The sequence below is a fragment of the Pseudomonas sp. NFACC32-1 genome (assembly GCF_900101215.1).
Classification (GTDB): domain Bacteria; phylum Pseudomonadota; class Gammaproteobacteria; order Pseudomonadales; family Pseudomonadaceae; genus Aquipseudomonas.
The window spans coordinates 105,387-131,423 of the sequence record NZ_FMUL01000005.1 but is presented as its reverse complement, the minus strand read 5'-3'; the positions used below and the strand labels follow the sequence as shown (position 1 = coordinate 131,423).

The window sequence follows — 26,037 nt, the reverse complement described above, 5'->3', positions numbered from 1 at the left end:
ACCGGACCAACCAAATAGAACACAACAAACACATTTTTTGTATACAAAAATACTCTACACAGTCTCATTATCGACGAAAGGCCGGCGCATTCCTGGGGACGAGACAATGAAACAGCCGCTTGAGAAAAGGCATTGACCTGGGCCTCTTGCCGTGAATAAACTCCGCCACACAGCAACTTGTATACAATTACAAAACGCAAGAGGCACAAAGCGATGAGCAAAATGAGAGCAATCGAAGCCGCTGTTCTGGTGATGCGCCATGAAGGCGTGGACACCGCCTTCGGTATTCCGGGCGCTGCGATCAACCCGCTGTACTCGGCCCTGCAAAAGGTGGGCGGCATCGATCATGTCCTCGCTCGCCACGTTGAAGGCGCCTCGCACATGGCCGAGGGTTACACCCGCACCAAGGCCGGCAATATCGGCGTATGCATCGGTACCTCGGGTCCGGCCGGTACCGACATGGTGACCGGGCTCTACAGCGCCTCGGCCGATTCCATTCCCATCCTGTGCATTACCGGGCAAGCCCCCCGCGCTCGCCTGCACAAGGAAGACTTCCAGGCGGTGGATATCACCAGCATCGTCAAGCCCGTGACCAAGTGGGCGACCACCGTGCTCGAACCCGGACAAGTGCCGTATGCCTTCCAGAAGGCATTCTTCGAGATGCGCTCCGGCCGTCCGGGCCCGGTGCTGATCGACCTGCCCTTCGATGTGCAGATGGCCGAGATCGAATTCGACATCGATGCCTACCAGCCGCTGCCCCTGGCCAAACCCGCCGCCAACCGCGTGCAGATCGAGAAAGCCCTGGCCATGCTCAATCAGGCCGAGCGTCCCCTGCTGGTGGCCGGTGGCGGCATCATCAACGCCGATGCCAGCGACCTGCTGGTGGAGTTCGCCGAGCTGACCGGCATTCCGGTAATCCCTACGCTGATGGGCTGGGGAACCATCCCGGACGATCATCCCCAGATGGTCGGCATGGTCGGCTTGCAGACATCCCATCGTTACGGCAACGCGACCCTGCTCAAGTCGGACCTGGTGCTGGGTATCGGCAACCGCTGGGCCAACCGTCACACCGGCTCGGTGGACGTCTACACCGAAGGCCGAACGTTCATTCATGTGGATATCGAGCCGACCCAGATCGGCCGGGTCTTCACACCCGACCTGGGTATCGTCTCCGATGCCGCTTCGGCGCTGACGGCGTTCATCGAAGTGGCCCGCGAATGGCAGGCCGCAGGCAAGCTAAAGGACCGCAGCGCCTGGTTGCAGGACTGCCGCCAGCGCAAGGCCAGCCTTCAGCGCAAGACTCACTTCGACAACGTGCCGGTCAAGCCGCAACGGGTGTACGAGGAAATGAACCAGGTGTTCGACAAAGACACCTGCTACGTGAGCACCATCGGCCTTTCCCAGATCGCCGGTGCGCAGTTCCTGCATGTCTACAAGCCGCGCCACTGGATCAACTGCGGCCAGGCAGGCCCACTTGGCTGGACCATTCCGGCGGCACTGGGGGTGGTCAAGGCCGATCCGAGCCGCAAGGTCGTGGCGCTGTCGGGGGACTACGACTTCCAGTTCATGATCGAAGAACTGGCGGTGGGGGCGCAGTTCAAGCTGCCCTACATCCATGTCGTGGTGAACAACTCCTACCTCGGACTGATCCGCCAGGCCCAGCGCGGGTTCGATATGGACTACTGCGTGCAGCTGTCCTTCGACAACCTCAACGCGCCGGAGCTCAACGGCTATGGCGTGGACCACATCGCCGTGGCCGAGGGCCTGGGGTGCAAGGCGCTGCGGGTATTCGAGCCATCCGGCATCCAGCCGGCGCTGCGCAAGGCCCAGGACATGATCGAGGAATTCAGGGTACCGGTGATCGTCGAGATCATCCTGGAGCGGGTGACCAATATTTCCATGGGTACCGAGATCAACGCGGTCAACGAGTTCGAAGACCTGGCGCTGGTGGGCAACGATGCACCAACCGCCATTTCGCTGCTGGACTGACCGACCGGCGTCCCAGTGGGAGCGAGCTTGCTCGCGATGACGGCGCAACATTCAACCTGGATGCAAGCAGACACACCGCTATCGCGAGCAAGCTCGCTCCCACAGGGGGCCTGATAAATATTCACAGGAGACCACCATGCCGCGTTTCGCAGCCAACCTGTCCATGCTGTTTACCGAGCAGGATTTCCTCGCCCGTTTCGAGGCGGCCGCCAAGGCCGGCTTCAGCGGTGTCGAGTACCTGTTCCCCTACGACTACAGCTCCGCCGAACTCAAGGCCCTGCTGGACGCCAACGGCCTGACCCAGGTGCTGTTCAACCTGCCGGCCGGCGACTGGGCCAAAGGCGAACGTGGTATCGCCTGCCTGCCGGACCGGGTCGAGGAGTTTCGCGCCGGCGTCGACCTGGCAATCGCCTACGCCCAGGTCCTGGGCAATACCCAGGTCAACTGCCTGGCCGGGATTCGCCCGCACAAATGCGACGAAGCCCTGGCGGAGAAAACCTTCGTCGCCAACCTCAAGTACGCCGCCGAAAAACTGCAGGCCAAAGGCATCAAGCTGGTGATGGAAGCCATCAACACCCGCGACATTCCAGGCTTCTACTTGAACAACACCGCCCAGGCCCTGTCGATCCGCGAGCAGGTGGGCAGCGCCAACCTGTTCCTGCAATACGACATCTATCACATGCAAATCATGGAAGGCGACCTGGCCCGGACCCTGTCGGCGCACCTGGGCGAGATCAATCATGTGCAGCTGGCGGACAACCCGGGACGCAACGAGCCGGGCACCGGCGAAATCAACTACCGCTTCCTGTTCGAACACCTGGACCGCATCGGCTACCAGGGTTGGGTCGGCTGTGAATACAAGCCGTTGACCAGCACCGAAGCAGGTCTGGGGTGGCTGAAGAGCCATAACGCGATCTGACGCAATTCCCCCTGTGGGAGCGAGCTTGTTCGCGATGGCGTCAGTCCGGTCACTCATTTTCTGGTTGACACACCGTCATCGCGAGCTCGCTCCCACAGAAAGCACTCCCTCGTTTGCTTGAAGCAGCGATAACCACAAGAGGATTTTCCCATGGCTAAAATCGGATTCATCGGCACCGGCATCATGGGCCACCCCATGGCACTGAACCTGCAAAAGGCCGGGCACAGCCTGTTCCTGTCCGTGCATCACGACCCGGCACCCGCCGACCTCCTGGATGGCGGCGCGGTGGCCCTGGCCAATCCGAAGGAAGTCGCCCAGGAAGCCGAGTTCATCATCGTCATGGTCCCGGACACTCCGCAAGTCGAGGATGTGCTGTTACGCACCGACGGCGTGGCGGCTGGCGTGGGTGCGGGCAAGGTGGTCATCGACATGAGTTCGATCTCCCCCACCGCCACCAAGGCGTTCGCGGCGAAGATCAACGAAAAGGGCGCGCAGTACCTCGATGCGCCGGTTTCCGGCGGCGAAGTCGGCGCCAAGGCCGCGACCTTGAGCATCATGGTCGGCGGTGACAGTGCGGCCTTCGAGCGCGCCCTGCCGCTGTTCCAGGCCATGGGCAAGAACATCACCCTGGTGGGCGGCAACGGCGACGGCCAGACCGCGAAAGTGGCGAACCAGATCATCGTGGCGCTGAACATCCAGGCCGTGGCCGAAGCCTTGCTGTTCGCCTCGAAGAACGGCGCCGACCCGGCCAAGGTCCGCGAAGCCCTGATGGGCGGTTTCGCCTCGTCGAAGATCCTCGAAGTGCATGGCGAGCGCATGATCAAGGGCACCTTCGACCCAGGCTTCCGCATCAGCCTGCACCAGAAGGACCTGAACCTGGCCCTGCAAGGCGCCAGGGAACTGAACATCAACCTGCCCAATACCGCCAACGCCCAGCAAGTGTTCAGCACCTGCGCGGCCATCGGCGGCAGCAACTGGGACCACTCGGCGCTGATCAAGGGCCTGGAGCATATGGCCAATTTCTCGATTCGCGACAAATAAACCCTGCCCCTTGTGGGAGCAAGCTCGCGCCCACAAGGCTCGCTTCAACACCAATAATAAAAAACCGGGAGCCCGCCATGTCGGTCGATCCGCAACAATTGCTCCGCGAGCTGTTTGCCACAGCCATCGAAGCGGCCCATCCGCAGCATGTCCTCGAACAGTACCTGCCCAGCGACCGCAGCGGCCGGGTGATCGTCATCGGTGCCGGCAAGGCGGCCGCGGCAATGGCCCAGGTGGTCGAGGCTTGCTGGCAGGGCGAAGTCACCGGCCTGGTGGTGACCCGCTACGGCCACGGCGCGCCGTGCCAGAAAATCGAGGTGGTGGAAGCCGCTCATCCCGTGCCCGACGCGGCCGGCCTGGCGGTGGCCGGGCGGGTGCTGGAACTGGTCAGCCACCTGAACGAAGACGACCGGGTCATCTTCCTGCTGTCCGGCGGCGGCTCGGCGTTGCTGGCGCTGCCAGCCGCCGGAATCACCCTGGCGGACAAACAGGCGATCAACAAAGCCCTGCTCAAGTCCGGCGCCACCATCGGCGAGATGAACTGCGTGCGCAAGCACCTGTCGGCCATCAAGGGTGGACGCCTGGGCAAGGCCTGCTGGCCGGCGACGGTCTACACCTATGCCATCTCCGATGTGCCGGGCGACCTGGCCACGGTCATCGCGTCCGGTCCCACCGTGGCCGACCCCAGTACATCGGCCGAAGCCCTGGCGATCCTCAAACGCTACGACATCGAGGTCCCGGCCTCGGTGCGCAACTGGCTGCTGAGCCCGGAATCGGAAACCGTCAAGCCCGGCGACCCGAGCCTGTCCCGCAGTCACTTCCAGTTGATCGCCCGGCCCCAGCAATCCCTGGAGGCGGCCGCGGTGAAAGCCCGCCAGGCCGGCTTCAGCCCGTTGATCCTGGGCGACCTGGAAGGCGAGTCCCGGGAAGTGGCCAAGGTCCATGCCGGCATTGCCCGGCAAGTCGCCCGGTATGGCCAGCCTCTGGCGGCACCCTGCGTGATCCTGTCCGGCGGCGAAACCACCGTGACCGTGCGTGGCCAGGGCCGTGGCGGGCGCAATGCCGAATTCCTGCTGAGCCTGACCGACAGCCTCAAGGGCCACCCTGGCATCTACGCACTGGCCGGCGATACGGACGGCATCGACGGTTCCGAAGACAACGCCGGCGCCATCATGACCCCGGACAGTTACCGCCGCGCCGCCGAGCTGGGCCTCAATGCCAGCGATGAACTGGATAACAACAACGGCCATGGCTATTTCGCCGCGCTGGACGCATTGATCGTCACCGAGCCGACCCGCACCAACGTCAACGACTTTCGCGCCCTCCTGATTCTCGAGACCTCCACTCATGACGCCTGATAAAAAGGTCAAGATCCTCGCGACCCTCGGCCCCGCCACCCGTGGCCTCGACGATGTACGTGAACTGGTGGAGGCCGGCGTGAACATCTTTCGCCTCAACTTCAGTCATGGCGAGCATGCCGACCACGCCCAGCGTTACCAGTGGATTCGTGAGGTCGAACAACAGCTCAACTACCCATTGGGCATCCTGATGGACTTGCAAGGTCCGAAACTGCGGGTCGGCCGCTTCGCCGAAGCAAAAGTGTCGCTGCAGCGAGGCCAGGCCCTGCGGCTGGATCTGGACCCGACACCGGGCGATCGCCGTCGGGTCAACCTGCCCCACCCGCAAATCATCGCGGCCCTGGAACCCGGCATGGACCTGTTGCTGGATGACGGCAAGCTGCGCCTGCGAGTGACGGCCCGGCATGATGACGCCATCGACACCGAAGTGCTCAATGGCGGCGAGCTGTCGGACCGCAAAGGCGTGAACGTGCCCCAGGCCTTGCTCGACCTGAGCCCGCTGACGGCCAAGGACCGCCGCGACTTGAGCTTCGGCCTGGCACTGGGTGTGGACTGGGTGGCCCTGTCCTTCGTGCAACGCCCCGAAGATATCCGCGAAGCTCGCGCTCTGATCGGCGACAAGGCCTTCCTGATGGCGAAGATCGAAAAGCCATCGGCGGTGACCCGGCTGCGGGAAATCGCCGAACTGAGCGACGCGATCATGGTCGCTCGTGGAGACCTGGGCGTGGAGGTGCCTGCCGAGAGTGTGCCGCAGATCCAGAAGACCATCATCGGCACCTGTCGCGCCCTCGGCAAACCGGTGGTGGTGGCGACCCAGATGCTGGAGTCGATGCGTTTCTCCCCGGCGCCTACCCGGGCTGAGGTGACCGATGTGGCCAACGCCGTGGCCGAAGGCGCCGACGCGGTGATGCTGTCGGCGGAGACCGCCTCCGGCGATTACCCCCTGGAAGCCGTGCAGATGATGAGCAAGATCATTCGCCAGGTGGAAAACGGTCCGGATTACCAGGCCCAGCTGGATGTCAGCCGGCCGAAAGCCGAGGCCACGGTGTCGGACGCCATCAGTTGCGCGATCCGCCGGATCAGCAATGTCCTGCCGGTGGCGGTGCTGGTGAACTACAGCGAGTCGGGCAGCTCCAGCCTGCGAGCGGCGCGGGAGCGGCCGACAGTACCGATCCTCAATCTCACGCCGAACCTGCAGGCCGCCCGCCGCCTGACGGTGGCCTGGGGCGTGCACTCGGTGGTCAACGATCGACTGCGGCAGGTGGACGAGGTGTGCTCCACCGCCCTGGAAATCGCCCAGGCGCAAGGCATGGCCCAACGCGGCGATACGCTGCTGATCACCGCGGGCGTTCCGTTCGGGAAACCGGGGTCGACCAATTCCCTGCGCATCGAGACGTTGATCTAGGGGCCTGTACGGCTGATTCGAATTTGAGCGCACGCATCAGCCACACAGGCCACGAACGTCGGTACTGGCCTGATCGCGAGCAAGCTCGCTTCCACAGGGAGCTGCGGTGCCCTTGTGGGGGCGAGCTTGCTCGCGATGAAGTCGACTCGTCCCTCTGACATATACCTATCATGCCCAACACCCACTGCCCCGACTGGGCCACCGCCCTGCTCAACGGCTTCAGCCAGGTTTTTCTCCAGCGCCATCCGCTGTGCGGTCTGCTGTGCCTGTCGGCGATTCTGCTCACTGCGCCCGCCCTGTTCGGCGGCGCGTTGCTCGGCGGGGTGGCCGGGTTGCTGACGGCCCAGCGACGTGGTTACACCAAGGCCGACCGCCAAGCCGGACTGTTCAGCTACAACGGCATTCTGCTGGGCTTGCTGCTGAGCCTCACGTTGCCCTGGTCCGTCCTGTTGCCACCGTTGATCATCGCCGCGGGTGGCCTCAGCGCGATGCTCACCCAGCAATGGCTCAAGCGCACCCGAGACCCTCGCTGCCTGCCCGCCTACACCGCGCCCTTTGTTGCGTTGGCCTGGCTGCTGATGGGGTTCACCCTGCCGCCGCCTCTGGCCACCTCGATTGAAATAACCTTACCCAACCTGCTGGCCGCTCAGTTGAGCGGACTGGGCCAGGCCATGTTTCTCGGCCATCCGGTGGCCGGTGCGCTGATTGCCACCGGTCTGCTGCTGGCCAACCTGCGCGCCGGCGCCTGGGCATTGTTCGCTTCCGCCGTCGGCCTGGCCTTCACGTTGCTACAGCATGAAAACGCATCCGCCCTTTCCGGGCTGGGCAGCTACAACCCGGTGCTGGTGGCCCTGGCCCTCAGCCAACAGCATCACCGGCCATGGCTGCCACTGACTGGCATCGTGCTGGCGTTGATCCTCGCACCAGGGTTCGCCGCCCTCGGCCTGGTGCCGCTGACGGCCCCGTTCATCCTCGCCTGCTGGCTGGTCCACGCCACGGTTCGGACATGGCGCCAGGCCAGTCTCGACGCCACGCCTTGCGCTCTGCAACGCAATCGACCTAGGCTTCGCTGATTCCGACTCAGGCGAAGGTTATGGACCACAGCAACGATTGGCGTCAGCGCCTCTACATCATGATTTTCCAGACCGACACCGTGGCCGGCCGACGCTTCGACAGCGCATTGCTATTGATCATCCTCGCCAGCCTCGTGACGGTGATGCTCGACAGCATCGACAGCGTGCACAAGGACTACGCGGCCCTGCTGGCCTACATCGAATGGGGCTTTACCTTCATCTTCCTGATGGAATATGGCCTGCGCCTGTACTGCTCGCCCCAGCCCCTGCGCTACGCCTTCAGCTTCTACGGCCTGGTGGACCTGCTGGCGATCGTGCCGGGTATCCTGGCGTTGTACTACAGCGATGCCCAGTACCTGCTGATCGTCCGGATCATCCGCATGCTGCGCATTTTCCGCGTGCTCAAGCTCAGCCCCTACCTCAAGCAGGCCAATTACCTGATGTCGGCACTGCGGGGCAGCAAGCAGAAAATCATCGTGTTCCTGGTCAGCGTCTCGACCCTGGTGACCGTATTCGGCACGCTGATGTATGTCATCGAAGGTCCCGAGCACGGCTTCACCAGCATCCCCAAGGGCATCTACTGGGCTATCGTGACATTGACCACCGTGGGCTTCGGCGACATCGTGCCCAAGACACCGCTGGGCCAGGTGGTCTCATCCCTGGTGATGATCACCGGTTACTCGATCATCGCGGTGCCGACCGGTATCTTCACGGCTGAACTGGCCTCGGCCATGCGCGGTGACCAGCTCAAGCACGACTGCCCGGTGTGCAGCAAAAACAACCACGAGCACGGGGCGGCGTTCTGCTCCCGCTGCGGTAATGCACTGTTCAAGAAACTGGAATAAGCAAAGCACTTTTTGATGCTTGAAGGGCCCTAGGCTTACAGCTAGTGTCCGGAACCCCTTTCAATAAAAAGGAATTCGCAGTGAAGAAACTCTTTGGCGCCTCACTCCTTGCCGCCGGCCTGACCTTCGGCAGCCTGGCCCACGCCGCCCCGACCCTGCTCAACGTTTCCTACGACGTGATGCGCGACTTCTACAAGGACTACAACGCTGCTTTCCAGAAGCACTGGCAGGCCGAACACAACGAAAGCATCACGGTGCAAATGTCCTTCGGCGGCTCCAGCAAGCAGGCGCGTTCGGTGATCGACGGGCTACCGGCGGATGTCATCACCATGAACATGGCCACCGACATCAATGCCCTGGCGGACAACGGCAAGCTGGTCCCCGAGAACTGGGTCACCCGTCTGCCGAACAACAGCGCCCCGTTCACTTCGGCCACGGTGTTCATCGTGCGCAAGGGCAACCCCAAGGCCCTGAAAGACTGGCCCGACCTGCTCAAGGACGGCGTGCAGGTGATCGTGCCCAACCCCAAGACCTCCGGCAACGGCCGTTACACCTACCTGTCGGCCTGGGGCTACGTGCTCAAGAATGGCGGCGATGAAAGCAAGGCCAAGGACTTCGTCGGCAAGCTGTTCAAGCAGGCCCCGGTCCTGGACACCGGCGGCCGCGCGGCGACCACGACCTTCATGACCAACCAGATCGGCGATGTCCTGGTGACCTTTGAAAACGAAGCCGAAATGATCGCCCGCGAGTTCGGCCGCGACCAGTTCGAAGTGGTCTACCCGAGCGTGTCCGCCGAAGCCGAGCCGCCCGTGAGCGTGGTGGACAAGGTCGTCGAGAAGAAAGGCTCCCGCCAGGCCGCCGAGGCATACCTCAAGTACCTGTGGTCGCCGGAAGGCCAGGAAATCGCCGCCGCCAACTACCTGCGTCCACGAGACCCGGCTGTCCTGGCCAAATACACCGATCGTTTCCCGAAAGTGGATTTCCTGTCGGTGGAAAAAACCTTCGGTGACTGGCGCACGGTGCAGAAGACTCACTTCAATGACGGTGGGGTCTTCGACCAGATCTACAGCGGCCAGTAACAAAACCAATGGGTCATGCGCAGTCCTGTGGCGAGGGGATCTATTCCCGCTGGACTGCGTAGCGGCCCCAATCCAGCCGACGCGGGTTGTCTGAATACCGTTGTGTCCTGTTTTAGGGCTGCTGCGCAGCCCAGCGGGGATGAATCCCCTCCCACAGAGGCAACGCCCTCGCCCTATAAAGGATTCGCCGCACCATCAACGGCAAGCATGTCTGATATCAGCCGCAAAGCCTGTTCCTGAGCGGCGCAACTCATTAGCCTCACGCCATCCTTTCAAGCTACTGACGAGATTGCCATGAGTGCCCCCCCATCCACCGCACCCGCCGGTACAAGCATGACCCGCGGCATGGTGCTGCTGTTCGCCTTCTGCTGCGGCGCCATCGTCGCCAACATCTACTACGCCCAGCCCATCATCGAACTGATCGCACCAGACATCGGCCTGACCAGCACAATGGCCAGCCTGATCGTCTCGCTGACCCAGATCGGCTACGCCCTGGGCCTGTTTTTCCTGGTGCCGCTGGGCGACCTGCTGGAAAACCGTCGGTTGATGATCCTCACCAGCCTGGTGGCGATCGCCAGCCTGCTGGGCGCGGCGTTCACCGATCAGCCCAATGTGTTCCTGCTGGTTTCATTGCTGGTGGGCTTCAGTTCAGTGTCGGTGCAAGTCCTGATTCCCCTGGCCGCGCACCTGACGCCGGAAGCCTCCCGGGGACGGGTGGTCGGCGGGATCATGGGGGGCCTGTTGCTGGGGATCCTGCTGGCGCGGCCGGTGTCCAGCGTCGTCGCCGACCACTTCGGCTGGCGTGCCATGTTCATGGGCGCGGCCGGATTGATGGCAGCCATCAGTATCATCCTGGCTTTCACCGTGCCCAAGCGCCAGCCTGACCACAGTGCCTCCTACGGCCAGTTGCTGGCCTCCCTCGGCACCCTGCTGCGCCAGCAACCGCTGCTGCGGCAACGGGCCTTTTACCAGGCCTGCCTGTTCGCCACCTTCAGCCTGTTCTGGACGGCGGTCCCCCTGGAACTGGCACGCAACCATGGCCTGAGCCAGAGCGAAATTGCCTTGTTCGCCCTGGTCGGGGCCATCGGCGCCATCGCCGCGCCCATCGCCGGGCGCCTGGCGGACGCCGGTCATACCCGCATCGCTTCGCTGCTGGCCATGCTCTTTGCGAGCCTGAGCTTCCTGCCGGCATTCGTGCATCCGCTCTACAGCGTCATCGGCCTGGCCGTCACGGGGGTGCTGCTGGATTTCTGTGTACAGATGAATATGGTCCTGGGCCAGCGCACCATCTACGCCCTCGACGCCAAGAGTCGCGGTCGCCTCAATGCGCTGTACATGACCAGCATCTTCATCGGCGGCGCATTCGGCTCGTCGATTGCCAGCGCGATCTATGAACACGGCGGCTGGTCGTGGGTGGTCATCGTCGGCAGCGTATTCCCGTTGCTGGCCTTGCTGCGCTTCCTGGGCGCTTCGCAGGAGCGCTCAGTGGCGACGGCCTGACACGAACGACAACCCGGCGGTCAGGGACCGCCGGGTATCGCAGGCAGCCGTCAGACCCGCACGTTGCCTCGCGGCCCGGCAATCGCCCAGATGATCAGCCCCAGCACCGGCAGCAGCAGGATGAGCAGCACCCACAGCACTTTCGCCCCGGTTCCCGCGCCGCTCTTGAGCACATTGATGATCGCCCAGATATCGAGCGCCAGGATGATCAGGCCTATCAGGCCGTTGAAGGTAGAACCCATGGTGTCGCTCCAGAATGGTGACATGCACTCTTAGGATAGCGGCGCCTCGGCAAGGGTTCCGTTTATCGCTTCAGATATGCACGGCGATCCTGAGGGCCTCAAGGGCTGGCGTGGCGGCGATGCCGACCTCGGCACACAGTTCCAGCACCCGCGGCACGTCATTGCCGTATACCAGCACCATCTGCAATTCATCGTCGAGCAACTGGCTGAAGTTCATCAGCACGTAGCCGCCGTTTTCCTTGTTCAGGCTGCTCATCTGGACCTGGATACGATTCAGCGCGGTGAGTGCCTCGGTCTTCGCCAACTGCTTGGGCTTGAGGTTGAACGCCACGCCCGGGCCGAACGAGGCGAGGATCTGCTCGAACAACTGCACATAGGTATCGGCCTGGAACAGCACGGTATCCGGCAGGCTGCCGACCACGACCCACTCACCCAGCGGGATCGGGAAAGTGTCGTCGTAATTGATGTCCGGGTTGGCCGCCAGAAATGTCGCTGGATCGGCATAGGCCTGGGCCGCTTCATCTGCGATTCGCTCAATCTCGGCATCGCCCAGGCAACCGGAGCTGATTTTGCTGATGAGTTCGACGAGTGCGGGTTTCATGGCAAATCCTGTGGCGAGGGAATTTCAAGGGCGCGCAGAATAGCGCATCCGCGAACCGATTAGGATGGGGCTGACAGGTGACCAGGCAGCCCTGCGAACGCAAGCGCCTCGCCACCAGCAGCAGGTTCGAGCTTTGTACCCAAGGCTCTCAGCCGAGCAACTTCTCCAACTGCGCCGTGGTGTCGGCCGCGCCCATGGTCCTGGCCGCGTCCAGCGCCGAACTGCCATTGGCGTCCCGGGCTTTCGGGTCGGCGCCTTGGCTGATCAGGTAATCGACGATCTGCACCCGGTTGAACATGGCCGCCATCATTAACGCCGTGCGGCCGTCGAAGGAGGCGCCTTCCACCTGTGCGCCCCCTTCCACCAACGCCGTGACCACGGCCAGGTCGCCCTTGAATGCCGCGCCGGCAATCGGACTCTGGCCATTGTCGTTGCGTATTTCCGGGTCGGCCTTGTGCTCCAGCAGGACTTTCACCGTGTCCACATGGCCGTGATAGGCAGCGAGCATCAGCAGGGTATCGCCCTTGTGGTTGCGCAAGTTGGGTGGCAGGCCTTTATTGAGCAGGGCCGCCATCATGGCGGCATCGCCCTGGCGTGCAACGTTGAATACCTGCTCGGCAAATTCCGCGGCTTCTTGCGGGGTCATCTGGCGGCTTGTATCGGACATGGGCAACTCCACTTGGCTCTTCACGAAGCGGCTAGTTTCCGGGGCGCCCCATGCCCTGTCACTCGCTTTTTTTCTGTACCGGCCATAGCCGTAGTCAATAACGGTATTGCCCGCCCTGAATCCGTGCGGCCAATGGCCGGTCGATGCGCACATAGGTTTCGGTGCCGGGCAGCCAGGCAAAGACCGGTTCGTCGCCGGTGACACAGGGATCGAAGGCCTCGGCCCTGAGGCGGTTCTTCTGGTACTTGAAGGTGCCGGTGGTGTCCATTTTCACCTTGATGCGCAAGAACAACGGCACCGCATAGCTCGGCAACTTGCCCTGGAGGAACAGGAGCAACTCGCTGAAATCCAGGGTCGCCAGGGACTCGGACGGGGTGATCGCCGCCATGCCTGCCCGGCCGTTGGTGCCATTGATCTCCACACCGTAAGCCACCGCCTCGGCCACTTGCGGATGCTGCAACAACACATTCTCGACCTCGGTGGTGGAGACGTTTTCACCTTTCCAACGATAGGTGTCACCCAGGCGATCGACGAATTGCCCATGACCGAAGCCGATGTTGCGCAGCAGATCGCCGGTGTTGAAGTAGCGGTCGCCCGGCACGAAGACGTCCCGGTAGATGGTCTTTTCGGTCTTGGCCGGATCGGTGTAGCCGTCCAGTGGGGCTTTGTCGTCAATGCGCGCCAACAGCAGGCCCGGCTGGCCCTTGGGAACCTTCTGCATGCGCCCCTGCAGGTTGCGCAGCGGTGCCCCGCTGTCATGGTCGTAGCGCACCAGCTCCCAGCCCATCAGGGAGAAACCGACGGTATTGTCGAAATTCAACACGTTGGTAAAGCCGATGTTGCCGTCGCTGGCGGCGTACAGCTCGCAGATATGTTCCACGCCAAAGCGCGTCTTGAAAGCCGACCAGGCCCCCGGTCGCAGGCCGTTGCCGATCATCTTGCGCACCCGGTGCCGGCGGTCTTCGGTACTGGCTGGCTGGTCGATCAGGTATCGGCACAACTCACCGACATACCCCAGGGTAGTGGCCCTATAGCGACGCACATCGCTCCAGAAATGGCTGGCGCTGAACTTGCGCCGGATCGCGAATCCCGAGGCTCCGCAGATTGCCGCGCCCCAGCAGACGCACAGGCCCGTGGCGTGGTACAGCGGCAAGGTGCAATAGAGAATGTCATCGGGCTTCATGTCCAGGGCGATCAGCCCGAAGCTGGTGGAAGTGCGCATCCAGCGGCCATGGCGGAACACGCCGGCCTTGGGCAGCCCGGTGGTGCCCGAGGTGTAGAGGTAAAAGCAGGGGTCGTTGGAAAAGACCTGCCGGCTGCTGGCCGGGTTATCGTGCGGGTAGTCTGCGGTACTGCCCATCAGGTCGACGAACCCCTCGGGCATGGCGGCGCTCTGTTCATCCGCGACCCACCAGGTGCGGGTGTCCGATAATCCGGTTCGGCCGCGTACTTCATTGAACGCCGGGACCCGCTCGTCGCCCACCACCACGGCCACCGGCGCGACCAACGCCAGGCTGTGGACAAGTGCATCCCCCGTCTGCGAGGTGTTGACCATGGCGCTGACCGCGCCGACCTTCGCCACGGCCAATACCGTGACCAGCAGCTGCGGGCGGTTCTCCAGGAAGATGGCGATGCAGTCACCCTTGCCGATCCCTTGCGCCAAAAGGTAGTGGGCGATGCGGTTGGCTTGCTCGTTGACCTGTGCATAACTCAAACAGAGGTCGCCGCACAGCAGCGCCGGCCCCTGGGGGTTGCGCTGGACGGCCTGTTCGAAACACCAGCCCAGGCCGCAGGGCTGGGTCGGGTCCTGGACGTTGGCCAGCTTGAGGCCTTTGACGATCCGGGGAACGGCCCTGGCCAGGGTGGGCAGCTTGCGCAGCATCATGCCCCAGGTAATGGCATCGCTGGGTGTTGGACTCATGGATTTCCCGTTCGACCTTCGAGTGTCTTGTTATCGGGCGGAAGGTGGTATGGGCTCGAAAGTACGCCAGGGATCGCGGGGCTGTACATGCGGTTTTTGCAATGTTTTGTATCCCACCACCCTGGGAGCGAAACGGGAGCATCGCGAAGCGATTTGGTTCCGTAAAACATCGACCCACCACGCAAAATGCAGGATGCACGATGGCCATTCATGCAAGATGCACGACCGCAAAAACCCAATGAAAATTTAACCTATTGTTTTTAAAGGTATTTATTTAACTTCAAAGGCTGGCACAGACACTGCAACAGCTCCTCCACGGTTTGCCTCACCATGGAGCAGTCACATGAACATGATTCAAGAAAAGTTTGCATCCCTGTTTTCCAACTATGAAGTCACCACTCAGGCACGCCCGGACGGCGGCATCCTGCTGACCTTGCGCAACAGCGAAGGCAAACTGTTCAAACGCACGATTTCCTACGCCCAGTTGCACGCCGGGGATCAACTGTCCTGGGCCATCAGCGCCATCCGTCGTGACCTGGCTGAGCAGGCCAGCGAATTGCCGCAGATTACCCTGCTGCAGAGCCAACATCGCTTCGCGCTGCCGACCTATCACAGCGCCTGAGTCTGTCGAAAAAAAGCGGGCTTGCTGACAAAAGCGCGGTGCCAGTCAGTTGAATACTGGCCGACACCGCGCTTTTGCCAACAAGCCCGCTTCGTTTTTCCTGGCACGCTCAAGGCGCCGCGTCAGTCCTCGAGCCGTGGGAAACGGCTGGCAATGTCATTGCCGGTGAACCGGGCGGCGCGCTTTTCCTGATCTTTGAACAGGCGAAGAGTCACGTAATACGGTTGCTCCCCCATGTCGAACCAGTGAGACGTGCCGGCGGGCACCGAGATCAGGTCGTTCTTTTCACACAGCACGGCGTAGATGTAATCGTCCATGTGCAGGCTGAACAGGCCTCGACCGGCCACGAAAAAACGGACTTCGTCCTGTTCGTAGTGGTGCTCTTCGAGGAGCCGGGCGCGGACTTCGTCTTTTTGCGGATGGTCGTTATCCAAGCTGATGACCTCGACCTCACACAATCCCTCCTCACCCATCAACTGCTTGATCCGGGGCCGGTAGGCCGCGATGATCTCGTCGTGGGTCGCGTCAGGCTGGATCTTCGTGGCGGCTTGCCAACGCTCGAAGCGAACGCCCTTTTCGGCCAGGGTCGCGGCGATATCTTCGAAGTGGGTCAGCACCTTGTTCGGGATGTCGGGGCTTGAGAGGTGATAAACGGACAGGCTGCTCATGACTGTGGCTCCAGCAAATTAACGGTTCGAAGGCTCATGACCTGTCCTCTTTCATGCGAATGGCAATGAGGAGTGCTGCCGCAAAGGCCGCGAGGCTGGCGATATTGAATGTCCAACTGGCGCCCAGGGCGTTCCAGCTGTAGCCGGAATACAACGCACCCAGCGCCCCACCCGTGCCAGCCAGCGCTGCGTACAGCGCCTGACCCTGGCCTTGCTGGCGTGGGCCGAAGCTACGTTGCACGAAATGGATGGCGGCGGCATGGAAGCTGCCAAAGGTGGCGGCATGCAGCACCTGGGCAAACAGCAGCACCCAGAGGAACTCGGCCAGCGATCCCAGCAGCAACCAGCGCAATGCCGCCAACAGGAAACTCGCCAGCAGCACACGACGCACGGAAAAGCGCGCGAGGATCCGGCTCATCAACAGGAACATCAAGACTTCGGCTACCACGCCCACGGCCCAGAGCACGCCGATCAGGCCACGACTGTAGCCCAGGTGTTCCAGGTGCAGGGTCAGGAAGGTGTAATACGGCCCATGGCTCACCTGCATCAGGCCGACGCAGGCATAGAACGCCAGGACGCCCGGGTTGCGCAGTTGGCGCAGGAAACCATCCCCCGCCACCCGGGGCCCCTGCACCGGCTGGGCGTTGGGCACCCAGAAACTGGCGAACACGATGCCGCCCATGATCAGCACCAGCGCCACCGGATAGATGTCCAGGCTCAGCCATTCGAGCAGCCGTCCCAGGGCCACCACCGCGATGATGAAGCCGATGGAGCCCCACAGGCGAACCTGGCTGTAGCGCGAGGCCTGGCCCCCCAGATGAGCCAGGGTAATGACCTCGAACTGGGGCAACACCGCGTGCCAGAAGAAAGCATGCAGCGCCATCACCATCACCAGCCAGGCATAGCTCTTGTCAATGAAGATCAGGGAAAAGGTCAGCAGCGTGCAGATCGCGCCGAAACGCACGATTGCCAGGCGCTGGCCGGTGTAGTCCCCCAGCCAGCCCCAGATATTCGGCGCCACGCAGCGCATCAGCATGGGAATCGCCACCAGCTCGCCGATGCGCGCCGCATTGAAACCCAGATGATCGAAATACAGCGCCAGGAACGGCGCCGTCGAACCGAGCAGCGCGAAATAGAACAGATAGAAACTGGAGAGCCGCCAGTACGGCAGTGCCGCCACGGTCGTCAGGCCACGGCGGTCGGCAGGCCAGCCATCAAAGCTGACCCAGCGCCGGCGTGGCGACCCGCACGCCGGCGTTCTGGCCGCGATGACGCAGCAGGTGGTCCATCAGCACGATCGCCATCATCGCCTCGGCGATTGGCGTAGCCCGAATGCCGACACAGGGGTCGTGACGGCCCTTGGTGATCACGTCCACCGGATTGCCGTGGATGTCGATGGAGCGCCCCGGGGTGGTGATACTGGACGTGGGCTTCAGCGCCAGGTGCGCCACGATCGGCTGGCCCGAGGAAATGCCACCGAGGATGCCACCCGCATTGTTGCTCAGGAAACCCTGCGGCGTCAGCTCGTCACGGTGCTCGGTGCCACGTTGGGCGATGCAGGCGAAACCGGCGCCGATCTCCACCCCTTTCACCGCGTTGATGCTCATCAACGCATGGGCCAGTTCCGCGTCGAGACGGTCGAAGATCGGCTCGCCGAGGCCGGGCATCACGCCTTCGGCCACCACGGTGATCTTCGCACCGACCGAGTCCTGGTCCCGACGCAGCTGGTCCATGTAGGCCTCGAGCTCCGGCACCTTGTCCGGGTCAGGGCTGAAGAAGGCGTTCTGCTCCACCGAGTCCCAGGTCTTGAACGGAATCTCGATGGGCCCCAGCTGGCTCATGTAGCCGCGGATCACGATGCCCTGGCTGGCCAGGTATTTCTTGGCAATCGCCCCGGCCGCCACGCGCATGGCGGTTTCCCGGGCCGAACTGCGACCGCCGCCACGGTAGTCGCGCTCACCGTACTTGTGGTGGTAGGTGTAGTCGGCGTGGGCCGGCCGGAACAGGTCCTTGATGGCCGAGTAGTCCTTGGATTTCTGGTCGGTGTTGCGGATCAGCAGGCCGATGGCGCAGCCGGTGGTGCGACCTTCGAACACCCCGGAGAGGATTTCGACTTCATCGGCTTCCTGGCGTTGGGTCGTATGGCGGCTGGTGCCCGGCTTGCGGCGGTCCAGGTCACGCTGCAGGTCTTCCAGGGAAATCTCCAGGCCCGGCGGGCAGCCATCGACAATGGCGACCAACGCCGGGCCATGGCTTTCGCCCGCGGTGGTGACAGTGAACAGCTTGCCGTAGGTATTGCCGGACATGCAGGGTGCTCCGTGAAATCGCTGAGAGACTCAACCTTGGATTCGTGATGGACGCCAGTATACGCAGGCTCCCTGCGTAGTTCATCCTCGAACCTTATCGAGGCCCGTCAGTCCAACCGGCACCTTCGCAACTAATGGCGTGATGATGTTAAACCTGCTTGCCCTGAGCCTCACCCTGTTCACTTGCCTGTTTTGCGGCTTGGCCCAGGCCACGGTCCTGCAACGCCCCATCAGCCTCGACACGGGCAACGGTGAGCTGTTCGGCACCTTGTTGTTGCCCAAGGCCGATACGCCCGTGCCGGTTGTCCTGATCATCTCCGGCTCCGGCCCCACGGATCGCGACGGCAACAACCCCGAAGGCGGGCGCAACGACAGCCTCAAGCGCCTGGCCTGGGTGCTGGCCAGGCACAATATCGCCAGTGTGCGCTACGACAAGCGCGGGGTGGCCGCCAGCCTGGCCGCCACTGCGGATGAACGCAACCTGAGCGTCGAAGCCTACGTGGCCGATGCCGTGGCCTGGAGTCGCAAGCTCGCCGCCGATCCGCGCTTGGGGCCGCTGGTCCTGCTTGGGCACAGCGAGGGTGCCTTGATCGCCAGTCTCGCCGCTCCCCAGGCCAGCGCGGTGGCGGTGGTTTCAGTGGGCGGCAGTGCCCGGCCGATCGACCAGGTGCTTCGCCAACAACTGGGCAGCCGCCTGCCGCCTCCCCTGATGCTACGCAGCAACGAGCTGCTCGACAGCCTCAAGGGCGGTCGAGTCGACCTGAATGTGCCGCCACAACTGCAGTTCATCTTCCGCCCCAGCGTCCAGCCGTACCTGATCTCGCTGTTCCGCCAGGATCCGGCCCAGGCTTTCGCCGCACTGAAGATGCCGGCGCTGATCGTCCAGGGCACTCACGACATTCAGGTCGGTGTCGATGACGCCAGGCAGTTGAAGGCCGCCAAGCCCGACGCCGAACTGGCGCTGGTCAATGGCATGAATCATGTGCTGCGCATCGTGCCCAACGATGAGAGACGCCAACTGCAATCCTACAAGGACCCCAACCTGCCCCTGGCAGCGGAACTGGGCATCCGGATCGTGGGTTTTATCGACTCGATCACTTCCCGTTAAGCGATTAACGCTCCAGTCCTGGCAAAAACGGCCGATAAACCGGTGTCGGACAGCGCATTGGCTGCCGAGGAGCCGGCCTGGACAGGATTTTGCCGCTATGACTGAAACTGAAACTTCACCCGACACCACCGCCGAGACCGCTGCCCCGCCAAGCGCGGAGCTGCCCTGGGCGGACGTGCAGGCCGAACACCACAAGATGCTCCGGCTGGCACCGCTCAAGACCGATCGCGCCACGGGTGCGCGGCCATTGCGGTTCGTCGAATTCAGCTATGCCGAGCGGCACAGCAAGGAGCGCAGCCTGCTGCGCATGAGCATCCAGTTGCCGGGCCAGCGGGTGCGCAAGGAACAGAACCACCTGGACGTCTGGGCCGACCACGTGGAAAAACGCCTGCATTTTTCCCCGGAGAGCCTGCAGGTCGAGCCGATGAATCGTGGCATTGGCCGCTTCCTCGGGGCCCAGGGTATTGCCTGGGCCAAGAAGCGCTGGTCGAGCTATCGGGTGGAAGGCACCGACCTGAACAACAAGGACGCGCTGAACGAAGACACCCGCCTGCGCCGCGATCACTTCCTCAAGGCCCAGGGTTTCGAGGTGGTCTACGCCGACGCCCAGCACCTCAAGGGCAGCGTCAAGGCCGTCCAGGTCGGCGACCTGGTGGGAGACTGGAACACCGAGAAGCTGCAGTTCGTGACCATCCTGGAAGCCGCGCAGATGCTGCAGCAAGCCGAGCAGAACCTGGCGGAACAGGAAGTCAAGATCAAGCAGCAGGAAGAGAGGGTCAGCAAGTTCAAGCGCGAAGACACCGGCCTGCGCTTCACCATCACCTGCCTGGTGGCTTTCGCCATGTTCCAGGCGGGGTTGCTGATCTGGATTGCGACGCGGCACTGATAGAGGGCCGCTTGAAACATAACCCCGTGGCGAGGGGATTTATCCCCTCACCACAAGGACAGTTCCGTCAGCTCACTCGGGTCAAACCCGCGAAGCAAACAACGCCTGATGCTGGCGGCACTGTTCGGCGCTGAGCATGAATACGCCATGGCCGCCACGCTCGAACTCCAGCCAGGCGAAATCCACTTCCGGGTAGAGTGCCTCGACGTGCACCTGGCTGTTGCCCACCTCGACGATCAACAGCCCTTTTTCGGTCAGATGATCGGCCGCCTCGGCCAGCATCCGGCGGACCAGGTTCAGGCCATCATCGCCGCAGGCCAGGCCCAGCTCCGGCTCATGCTGGTATTCCTGGGGCATGTCGGCGAAGTCTTGCGCATCGACATAGGGCGGGTTCGACACGATCAGGTCGAAGCGCTGCCCCGGCAGGCCATCGAAACCATCGCCCTGGACCGTGAAGACCCGCTCGTCGACGACATGGCGCTCGATGTTCTGGTTGGCCACTTCCAACGCCTCGAACGACAGGTCGGCCAGCACCACTTCGGCCTCGGGAAATTCCTGGGCACAGGCGATGCCGATGCAGCCGGAACCGGTGCAAAGGTCGAGAATCCGTGTCGGTTCCTGGCCCAGCCAGGGCTCGAAGCGTTTTTCAATCAGCTCGCCGATGGGGGAGCGCGGAATGAGCACGCGCTCGTCGACAATGAAAGACATCCCGCAGAACCAGGCTTCGCCCAGCAGGTAGGCCGCCGGGATGCGCTCGGCGATACGCCGATGCAGCAGGCGTTGTACATGGACCAGCTCTTCGTCTTCGAGGCGGCAGTCCAGGTAACTGTCGGAGATTTCCCAAGGCAGATGCAATGCCCCCAACACCAGTTGCCGGGCTTCGTCCCAGGCGTTGTCAGTGCCATGGCCGAAAAACAGATCCTCCCCGTGGAAACGGCTGACGGCCCAACGGATATGGTCGCGCAGGGTACGAAGGCGGGAAGTGATCACGGCGGCAAACTCCAGAAAAAACGACGGGCGAGTCTAACAGCCAAACACGTCCCAGCCCAAACCCGCCTCGGGGACCACAGAAATTCCCGAAGAGATTGTAGGATCCTTCCGTTTTTCGACTGCCCCCATTGAACAATACAGGCATCTTGACAAGGCTGTAGGCCAGCAACGGCGGCCCTTGCGATGGAAGCGATTCACAGAACCGCTCAGCCAGAGGAGAATGTCGCAAAAGCCCCACTCGAAGGAGCCCCAGAATGTCCGTTCCAAAAACGATGTTTCAACTCAGTGGCCGTGGTTACGCGGCGGCCAACCTGAGTCAAGCGACCCTGATCATCATCGATGCCCAGAAGGAATACCTCGCCGGCCCCCTGGCCCTGAGCGGCATGGATGCAGCGGTCGCGAACATCAAGCAATTGCTCGGTGCGGCCCGTGCCGCCGGTCGACCGATCGTGCATGTGCGCCACCTGGGCACCCACGGCGGGCTGTTCGACCCCCAGGGCGAACGCGGCGAGTTCATTCCGGGCCTGGAACCTGAGGGTGACGAGATCGTCATCGGCAAGCTGCTGCCCAGCGCATTCCACGGCACGGACCTGAAGAAACGCCTGGAAGAGCTCGGCCCCCTCGACCTGATCGTCTGCGGATTCATGAGCCACTCCAGCGTCAGCACCACGGTACGCGCCGCCAAGAACCTGGGCTTTCGCTGCACGCTGGTGGAAGACGCCTGCGCCACCCGCGACCTGCCGCACAAGGGCACCGTCCTCAGCGCCGAACACGTGCACCAGACCGAAATGGCGATCATGGCGGACAACTTCGCCACCCTGGCCCTGACCCAGGACCTTATCTGACCCTGCCTCGATGAGCGGCCCTGTTCCGCCGCTCATCCGCAAAAGCCACTCACTCGCCAGGCCTCAGGAACAACCCGAACATCTTCCGGTCGAAGGGCCGATACCCATTGAGGAAGGTCGGAATGAAGTTATCCGATGGTTTTGACGCACGTCGCCTGCGGCCCAAGGGCCCGAGCAACTGGCGATTTCGTTTCGGCGCGGCGATCGCTGCGCTGCTGGCAACACTCGGTGTGCTGCTGGCCATGGCCGGTGCCGCCAGCCTGCTGGGACGCCCGCCCGCACTGGGCGAGCTGAACGCCACCCCCCTGGGCTCGGCGATCATCCTGGCGGTCGGCCTGCTGGTGCTGCTGCTGGGCATCTGGCTCTGGCGCCGCTGCCGCCGTCGCGCCCGCCAATCCCTGGAGCTGGCCATGGCTCCCCACCTGATGAAAAAACACGACTGAACCACCGCCCGACGTTTTTCTCGCGCCCGATCCCGCCGGACTTGGGTAAACTGGCCGGCCTTCGCGGAGGCTGACATGCAAGACGACGACTTTTCCCTGTTCAAGAGTGCGATCCAGGGCGTAAAACCGATCAAGCACGATCGCGCCGAAACCGGCAAACCCAAGACCGATCGCGCCCAGATCGCCAAGCTGCGCCAGGCCGCCACCGTACGCGCCGACGCCACCACCGTGGACGGTTTGTCCGATCAGTTCGTGATCGACGTCGGGCCGGAAGACGAATTGATGTGGGCCCGCGATGGCGTCCAGGAAAGCCAGATGCGCAAGCTGAAGGCCGGCCAGATCCCCTTCGAAGGCAGCCTCGACCTGCACGGCATGAGCGTCGAAAAAGCTCGGGAAACCCTCTGGGCCTTCCTGGCCGAGGCCACCCGGTTCGAAATCCGCTGCGTACGCGTCACCCACGGCAAGGCCGTGCGCCTGGACGGCAAGCGGCCAATGATCAAGAGCCACGTCAACACCTGGCTGCGCCAGCACCCGCAAGTACTGGGCTTCACGTCCTGCCAGGCGAAACACGGCGGCGCCGGGGCGGTGTACGTGATGCTCAAGCGCACCATGATGGAAGGCCGCGACGAGTAGCCCTCGATTGCCGAGCTTGCAGCGCCGTGTCCGCCACCGTACCCTTGCCCTTTGCGTAAAATCCCACAGGTAGTTTCATGTCTCTGGAACAGAATTACACCGCGATTCTCGGCCAACTGGGCGAGGACGTCTCCCGCGAGGGCCTGCTCGACACGCCCAAGCGCGCTGCCAAGGCCATGCAGTACCTCTGCCGCGGTTATGGACAGACCCTCGAAGAGGTCACCAATGGAGCCTTGTTCAGCTCCGACAACAGCGAAATGGTGCTGGTCAAGGACATCGAGCTGTACTCGCTGTGCGAGCATCACTTGCTGCCATTCATCGGCAAGGCCCACGTCGCCTACATCCCCAGCGGCAAGGTGCTGGGGCTGTCGAAGGTGGCGCGCATCGTCGACATGTATGCGCGTCGCCTGCAGATCCAGGAAAACCTCAGCCGCCAGATCGCCGACGCGGTCCAGCAGGTGACCGGTGCCCTGGGCGTGGCCGTGGTGATCGAGGCCAAGCACATGTGCATGATGATGCGTGGTGTGGAAAAGCAGAATTCTTCCATGATCACCTCGGTGATGCTGGGCGAGTTCCGGGAAAACGCCGCGACCCGCAGCGAATTCCTCAGCCTCATCAAGTAATCCGTCTCACGAAGAAAACCGGCAGTGATCGCCGGTTTTTTTTCGTCCGCGAAAAATCAGGTAAGCTGCGCCCCCTCTTCTTCCCTGCCGTGAGGCTTGTCACGTGATCGTCAAAGCGCTTCGGGTTGGCCTGGGCCAGCTCATCATCTTCATCGATTTCATCACCCGTCCCGCCAAGAAGCGGCGTTCGGCCGAGGCCCAGGCGCAAGTGGACCAGGCGGCACGCAGCCTGACGCTGTACCAGTTCCATGCTTGCCCGTTCTGCGTGAAGACCCGCCGTACCCTGCACCGCCTCAACGTACCGGTGGCCCTGCGCGATGCGAAGAACAACGCCCAGGATCGCCAGACGCTGCTGGAGCAAGGCGGCAGGATCAAGGTGCCGTGCCTGCGTATTGAAGAAAAGGGCGAGACCACCTGGATGTATGAGTCCAAGGTGATCATCGATTACCTGGACAAGCGCTTCTCGGTGGTCTGAGTTTTCGCTAGCCTGGGGGCGGGCAACCCGCTCCCACAGAGTCCCATGCAACCTATGTGGGGTTTGCCTGCGAAGTGGCCAGCAAGATCAGTGCAAATGCTCCCACCTCAGGCCGCCTTTGCCGCCAGAGCCTGCCGCACCACCCCCGCCAGCCGCTTGAGCCCTTCATCCAGGCGGGTCGGGTCGATGTGGCTGAAGTTCAAGCGCAAGTGTCCCGGGTGCTTGTCCGGCTCGGGAAAGAACGGCTCCCCCGGCATGAACGCGACGTCGGCCGCCAGCGCGGCGGCGAGCAAGGTGCGGGTGTCGAGGGGCTGCCTCAGGGTCAGCCAGAAAAACAGCCCGCCCTGGGGCACGTTCCAATCCGCGATGTCGCCAAAGTGTTTTTGCAGGCCCGCTTCGAAACGGTCGCGACGATCCCGGTAGAAATCCCTCAACACGCCAAGATGCCGCTGGTACTTCTCGCTGCCGATCCACTGCAAGGCCTGCCATTGTCCGATGCGATTGGTGTGCAGGTCCGCCGACTGCTTGAGCCGCAGCAGATGCGGGAACAGGTCCGGGCTGGCGATCAGGTAGCCCACCCGCAGCCCGGGAAGCAGGGTCTTCGACACCGTGCCGGTGTAGATCCAGCTGGCCTTTTTCAGGCGACTGACAATCGGCGTGGCGCTAGCACCGTCGAACGTCAGTTCGCGGTAGGGTTCGTCTTCGATCAAGGTCACGCCGAATTCATCCAGGAGCGCCGCCACCGCATCGCGTTTGGCCTCGCTGTAGCGCACCGCCGAAGGGTTCTGGAAAGTGGGAATCAGGTAGATGAATGCCGGTCGATGCCGCTCCAGCCGTGCCCGCAACTGCTGCAGGTCCGGACCATCGGCCTGCAACGGTACGGTGATGCAATCGGCGCCGAACAACTGGAAGATCTGCAACGCCGCCAGGTAGGTCGGCGCCTCCAGCATGACTTCGGTACCGACATCGATGTGCAGTTTCGCCGCCAGGTCGAGGGTCTGCTGGGAACCGCTGACCACCAGCACCTGGCTCGCTTCACAGGCCAGGCCCAACGACCGCGCCTGGGCCGCCAGGGCCTCACGCAGGGCCGGCTCCCCTTCGCTCATGCCATATTGACCCATGGCCGACGGCATGGCCTCCCACTCCACCTTCGGCAACATGGCTTCGGCCGGCAGGCCACCGGCGAACGACATCACTTCAGGGCGCTGGGCCGCGGCGAGGATTTCTCGGATCAACGAACTTTTGAGGCGCGAGACACGTTCGGAAAAAGCCATGGGATCACCCTGTAGCGAGGTGTTAGGGAAATAAGTCAAACTGCTTGACCGAAATTACCCCGACCTTTCTGGATACGTCAATATGCTTGACCTTAAAAACCCGACTTCCCAGCAAATGGCCATGGAAGCGTTCTTCTTCGGCTACCAGGCGTTCACCGCCAAGGCTGACGAGATGCTCGAACGACGTGGCTTGAGCCGGGTGCATCAGCGGATCGTCTTTTTCATCGCCCGCTACCCGACACTGAGCGTGAAAGAACTGCTGGGATTGCTTGGGGTGAGCAAACAGGCCCTGAACATGCCATTGCGGCAGTTGATGGAGATGCACCTGGTGAACAGCGTCGCCTCGCAGACCGACAAGCGTAAGCGGCTGCTGGAGCTGACCGCCGAAGGTGAGCGGTTCGAACAGGCGTTGCGGCGTGAACAGGTGAAACTGCTGGAGCGGGTGTTTGCCGAGGCTGGGGAGGCGGCGGTGGACGGGTGGTTGGCGGTGAATATGGCGTTGGGCAAGTCTGGCGACTGAGGCA

Annotated in this window: 27 protein-coding genes; 18 read left to right on the top strand and 9 right to left on the bottom strand. The window is 62.8% G+C overall.

The annotated features are described in order from the left end of the window. The first annotated feature begins 213 nt into the window (after positions 1-213). The 9 genes from gcl (at position 214) to BLP99_RS10415 (ending at position 11,209) form a co-directional block, all read left to right on the top strand. Entirely contained in the window at positions 214-1,989 is a 1,776-nt protein-coding gene (gcl, locus tag BLP99_RS10455) for a glyoxylate carboligase (RefSeq protein WP_092180283.1), read from the top strand. 136 nt (positions 1,990-2,125) lie between these two features. Next, the gene (gene hyi / locus BLP99_RS10450; RefSeq protein ID WP_092180281.1) at positions 2,126-2,908 is read left to right on the top strand and encodes a hydroxypyruvate isomerase; all 783 of its coding nucleotides are present in this window, start codon (positions 2,126-2,128) and stop codon (positions 2,906-2,908) included. A 150-nt stretch (positions 2,909-3,058) separates the two neighbouring features. Continuing rightward, positions 3,059-3,949, top strand: a complete 891-nt coding sequence (locus BLP99_RS10445; RefSeq protein WP_072393631.1) for a 2-hydroxy-3-oxopropionate reductase — start codon at positions 3,059-3,061, stop codon at positions 3,947-3,949. Positions 3,950-4,026: 77 nt separating this feature from the next. Further along, entirely contained in the window at positions 4,027-5,307 is a 1,281-nt protein-coding gene (locus BLP99_RS10440) for a glycerate kinase type-2 family protein (RefSeq protein WP_072431597.1), read from the top strand. Next, positions 5,297-6,712 carry a pyruvate kinase gene (pyk, locus tag BLP99_RS10435; protein WP_076406460.1) on the top strand — a complete coding sequence of 472 codons (1,416 nt, stop codon included), beginning with the start codon at positions 5,297-5,299 and terminating at the stop codon, positions 6,710-6,712. The genes BLP99_RS10440 and pyk overlap by 11 nt, the downstream gene beginning before the upstream one ends. A 170-nt stretch (positions 6,713-6,882) precedes the next feature. Beyond that, positions 6,883-7,785, top strand: coding sequence for an urea transporter (locus tag BLP99_RS10430; RefSeq protein WP_072431599.1), 903 nt, complete (start codon positions 6,883-6,885; stop codon positions 7,783-7,785). A 20-nt stretch (positions 7,786-7,805) separates the two neighbouring features. After that, a complete protein-coding gene (locus tag BLP99_RS10425; protein WP_092180279.1) occupies positions 7,806-8,630 on the top strand; it encodes an ion transporter in 825 nt (274 codons plus the stop codon). An 80-nt stretch (positions 8,631-8,710) separates the two neighbouring features. Further along, positions 8,711-9,709, top strand: coding sequence for a sulfate ABC transporter substrate-binding protein (locus BLP99_RS10420; protein ID WP_072393647.1), 999 nt, complete (start codon positions 8,711-8,713; stop codon positions 9,707-9,709). A 294-nt stretch (positions 9,710-10,003) separates the two neighbouring features. Continuing rightward, the gene (locus tag BLP99_RS10415; protein WP_072393650.1) at positions 10,004-11,209 is read left to right on the top strand and encodes an MFS transporter; all 1,206 of its coding nucleotides are present in this window, start codon (positions 10,004-10,006) and stop codon (positions 11,207-11,209) included. Positions 11,210-11,259: 50 nt separating this feature from the next. Here the strand turns inward: BLP99_RS10415 and BLP99_RS10410 are convergent, their stop codons facing one another. The 4 genes from BLP99_RS10410 to BLP99_RS10395 all read right to left on the bottom strand — a co-directional run bounded on the left by BLP99_RS10410 (position 11,260) and on the right by BLP99_RS10395 (position 14,640). After that, positions 11,260-11,451 carry a PLDc N-terminal domain-containing protein gene (locus tag BLP99_RS10410; protein ID WP_053149901.1) on the bottom strand — a complete coding sequence of 64 codons (192 nt, stop codon included), beginning with the start codon at positions 11,449-11,451 and terminating at the stop codon, positions 11,260-11,262. A 70-nt stretch (positions 11,452-11,521) separates the two neighbouring features. Further along, a complete protein-coding gene (locus BLP99_RS10405; protein ID WP_072459314.1) occupies positions 11,522-12,052 on the bottom strand; it encodes a hypothetical protein in 531 nt (176 codons plus the stop codon). A 148-nt stretch (positions 12,053-12,200) separates the two neighbouring features. Further along, entirely contained in the window at positions 12,201-12,719 is a 519-nt protein-coding gene (locus tag BLP99_RS10400) for an ankyrin repeat domain-containing protein (protein ID WP_072393656.1), read from the bottom strand. 94 nt (positions 12,720-12,813) lie between these two features. Beyond that, a complete protein-coding gene (locus BLP99_RS10395; RefSeq protein WP_072431601.1) occupies positions 12,814-14,640 on the bottom strand; it encodes a long-chain-acyl-CoA synthetase in 1,827 nt (608 codons plus the stop codon). A 343-nt stretch (positions 14,641-14,983) separates the two neighbouring features. Between BLP99_RS10395 and BLP99_RS10390 the strand changes: the two genes are divergently transcribed. After that, positions 14,984-15,262 carry a DUF3509 domain-containing protein gene (locus BLP99_RS10390; protein WP_053149889.1) on the top strand — a complete coding sequence of 93 codons (279 nt, stop codon included), beginning with the start codon at positions 14,984-14,986 and terminating at the stop codon, positions 15,260-15,262. Positions 15,263-15,384: 122 nt separating this feature from the next. Here BLP99_RS10390 and BLP99_RS10385 read toward each other — a convergent pair whose 3' ends face one another. From BLP99_RS10385 to aroC, 3 genes are read right to left on the bottom strand one after another with little or no spacing between them, the layout of a single operon-like run. After that, on the bottom strand, positions 15,385-15,930 hold the full coding sequence (locus tag BLP99_RS10385; RefSeq protein ID WP_092180277.1) for a 1,2-dihydroxy-3-keto-5-methylthiopentene dioxygenase: 546 nt from the start codon (positions 15,928-15,930) through the stop codon (positions 15,385-15,387). 34 nt (positions 15,931-15,964) lie between these two features. Then, positions 15,965-17,110: an MFS transporter gene (locus BLP99_RS10380; RefSeq protein ID WP_092180275.1), complete on the bottom strand. Its 1,146-nt coding sequence runs from the start codon at positions 17,108-17,110 to the stop codon at positions 15,965-15,967. 34 nt (positions 17,111-17,144) lie between these two features. Beyond that, the gene (gene aroC / locus BLP99_RS10375) at positions 17,145-18,236 is read right to left on the bottom strand and encodes a chorismate synthase (RefSeq protein WP_072431604.1); all 1,092 of its coding nucleotides are present in this window, start codon (positions 18,234-18,236) and stop codon (positions 17,145-17,147) included. 142 nt (positions 18,237-18,378) lie between these two features. Here aroC and BLP99_RS10370 point away from each other — a divergent pair, with 142 nt between their 5' ends. Beyond that, positions 18,379-19,344, top strand: a complete 966-nt coding sequence (locus BLP99_RS10370; RefSeq protein ID WP_072459317.1) for an alpha/beta hydrolase — start codon at positions 18,379-18,381, stop codon at positions 19,342-19,344. A 97-nt stretch (positions 19,345-19,441) separates the two neighbouring features. Continuing rightward, positions 19,442-20,230 carry a hypothetical protein gene (locus BLP99_RS10365; RefSeq protein ID WP_092180273.1) on the top strand — a complete coding sequence of 263 codons (789 nt, stop codon included), beginning with the start codon at positions 19,442-19,444 and terminating at the stop codon, positions 20,228-20,230. A gap of 81 nt (positions 20,231-20,311) precedes the next feature. Here BLP99_RS10365 and prmB read toward each other — a convergent pair whose 3' ends face one another. Next, complete coding sequence (gene prmB / locus BLP99_RS10360; protein ID WP_072393677.1) at positions 20,312-21,220, bottom strand: 50S ribosomal protein L3 N(5)-glutamine methyltransferase; 909 nt, start codon at positions 21,218-21,220, stop codon at positions 20,312-20,314. A 254-nt stretch (positions 21,221-21,474) separates the two neighbouring features. Between prmB and BLP99_RS10355 the strand changes: the two genes are divergently transcribed. The 5 genes from BLP99_RS10355 to BLP99_RS10335 all read left to right on the top strand — a co-directional run bounded on the left by BLP99_RS10355 (position 21,475) and on the right by BLP99_RS10335 (position 24,239). Then, the gene (locus BLP99_RS10355; protein ID WP_072393679.1) at positions 21,475-22,065 is read left to right on the top strand and encodes a cysteine hydrolase family protein; all 591 of its coding nucleotides are present in this window, start codon (positions 21,475-21,477) and stop codon (positions 22,063-22,065) included. A 122-nt stretch (positions 22,066-22,187) separates the two neighbouring features. Then, a complete protein-coding gene (locus BLP99_RS10350) occupies positions 22,188-22,508 on the top strand; it encodes a hypothetical protein (RefSeq protein WP_072393681.1) in 321 nt (106 codons plus the stop codon). Between the two features lie 75 nt (positions 22,509-22,583). Then, the gene (locus BLP99_RS10345) at positions 22,584-23,141 is read left to right on the top strand and encodes a Smr/MutS family protein (RefSeq protein WP_072393683.1); all 558 of its coding nucleotides are present in this window, start codon (positions 22,584-22,586) and stop codon (positions 23,139-23,141) included. 77 nt (positions 23,142-23,218) lie between these two features. Beyond that, positions 23,219-23,764, top strand: a complete 546-nt coding sequence (folE, locus tag BLP99_RS10340; protein ID WP_072431607.1) for a GTP cyclohydrolase I FolE — start codon at positions 23,219-23,221, stop codon at positions 23,762-23,764. A 103-nt stretch (positions 23,765-23,867) separates the two neighbouring features. Beyond that, positions 23,868-24,239 (top strand): glutathione S-transferase N-terminal domain-containing protein, encoded by a 372-nt coding sequence (locus BLP99_RS10335; RefSeq protein WP_072459319.1) that lies wholly within the window; start codon positions 23,868-23,870, stop codon positions 24,237-24,239. 107 nt (positions 24,240-24,346) lie between these two features. Here BLP99_RS10335 and BLP99_RS10330 read toward each other — a convergent pair whose 3' ends face one another. Beyond that, positions 24,347-25,513, bottom strand: coding sequence for an aminotransferase-like domain-containing protein (locus tag BLP99_RS10330; protein WP_092180270.1), 1,167 nt, complete (start codon positions 25,511-25,513; stop codon positions 24,347-24,349). An 82-nt stretch (positions 25,514-25,595) separates the two neighbouring features. Between BLP99_RS10330 and BLP99_RS10325 the strand changes: the two genes are divergently transcribed. Further along, a complete protein-coding gene (locus BLP99_RS10325) occupies positions 25,596-26,033 on the top strand; it encodes a MarR family winged helix-turn-helix transcriptional regulator (RefSeq protein WP_072393846.1) in 438 nt (145 codons plus the stop codon). Positions 26,034-26,037 lie beyond the last annotated feature (4 nt).

Bases quoted from the DNA above. Each gene is read 5' to 3' on its own strand.
- gcl (WP_092180283.1), top strand. From the start codon at position 214: ATGAGCAAAATGAGAGCAATCGAAGCCGCTGTTCTGGTGATGCGCCAT.
- hyi (WP_092180281.1), top strand. From the start codon at position 2,126: ATGCCGCGTTTCGCAGCCAACCTGTCCATGCTGTTTACCGAGCAGGAT.
- BLP99_RS10445 (WP_072393631.1), top strand. From the start codon at position 3,059: ATGGCTAAAATCGGATTCATCGGCACCGGCATCATGGGCCACCCCATG.
- BLP99_RS10440 (WP_072431597.1), top strand. From the start codon at position 4,027: ATGTCGGTCGATCCGCAACAATTGCTCCGCGAGCTGTTTGCCACAGCC.
- pyk (WP_076406460.1), top strand. From the start codon at position 5,297: ATGACGCCTGATAAAAAGGTCAAGATCCTCGCGACCCTCGGCCCCGCC.
- BLP99_RS10430 (WP_072431599.1), top strand. From the start codon at position 6,883: ATGCCCAACACCCACTGCCCCGACTGGGCCACCGCCCTGCTCAACGGC.
- BLP99_RS10425 (WP_092180279.1), top strand. From the start codon at position 7,806: ATGGACCACAGCAACGATTGGCGTCAGCGCCTCTACATCATGATTTTC.
- BLP99_RS10415 (WP_072393650.1), top strand. From the start codon at position 10,004: ATGAGTGCCCCCCCATCCACCGCACCCGCCGGTACAAGCATGACCCGC.
- BLP99_RS10410 (WP_053149901.1), bottom strand. From the start codon at position 11,451: ATGGGTTCTACCTTCAACGGCCTGATAGGCCTGATCATCCTGGCGCTC.
- BLP99_RS10405 (WP_072459314.1), bottom strand. From the start codon at position 12,052: ATGAAACCCGCACTCGTCGAACTCATCAGCAAAATCAGCTCCGGTTGC.
- BLP99_RS10400 (WP_072393656.1), bottom strand. From the start codon at position 12,719: ATGTCCGATACAAGCCGCCAGATGACCCCGCAAGAAGCCGCGGAATTT.
- BLP99_RS10395 (WP_072431601.1), bottom strand. From the start codon at position 14,640: ATGAGTCCAACACCCAGCGATGCCATTACCTGGGGCATGATGCTGCGC.
- BLP99_RS10390 (WP_053149889.1), top strand. From the start codon at position 14,984: ATGAACATGATTCAAGAAAAGTTTGCATCCCTGTTTTCCAACTATGAA.
- BLP99_RS10385 (WP_092180277.1), bottom strand. From the start codon at position 15,930: ATGAGCAGCCTGTCCGTTTATCACCTCTCAAGCCCCGACATCCCGAAC.
- aroC (WP_072431604.1), bottom strand. From the start codon at position 18,236: ATGTCCGGCAATACCTACGGCAAGCTGTTCACTGTCACCACCGCGGGC.
- BLP99_RS10370 (WP_072459317.1), top strand. From the start codon at position 18,379: ATGATGTTAAACCTGCTTGCCCTGAGCCTCACCCTGTTCACTTGCCTG.
- BLP99_RS10365 (WP_092180273.1), top strand. From the start codon at position 19,442: ATGACTGAAACTGAAACTTCACCCGACACCACCGCCGAGACCGCTGCC.
- BLP99_RS10355 (WP_072393679.1), top strand. From the start codon at position 21,475: ATGTCCGTTCCAAAAACGATGTTTCAACTCAGTGGCCGTGGTTACGCG.
- BLP99_RS10350 (WP_072393681.1), top strand. From the start codon at position 22,188: ATGAAGTTATCCGATGGTTTTGACGCACGTCGCCTGCGGCCCAAGGGC.
- BLP99_RS10345 (WP_072393683.1), top strand. From the start codon at position 22,584: ATGCAAGACGACGACTTTTCCCTGTTCAAGAGTGCGATCCAGGGCGTA.
- folE (WP_072431607.1), top strand. From the start codon at position 23,219: ATGTCTCTGGAACAGAATTACACCGCGATTCTCGGCCAACTGGGCGAG.
- BLP99_RS10330 (WP_092180270.1), bottom strand. From the start codon at position 25,513: ATGGCTTTTTCCGAACGTGTCTCGCGCCTCAAAAGTTCGTTGATCCGA.
- BLP99_RS10325 (WP_072393846.1), top strand. From the start codon at position 25,596: ATGCTTGACCTTAAAAACCCGACTTCCCAGCAAATGGCCATGGAAGCG.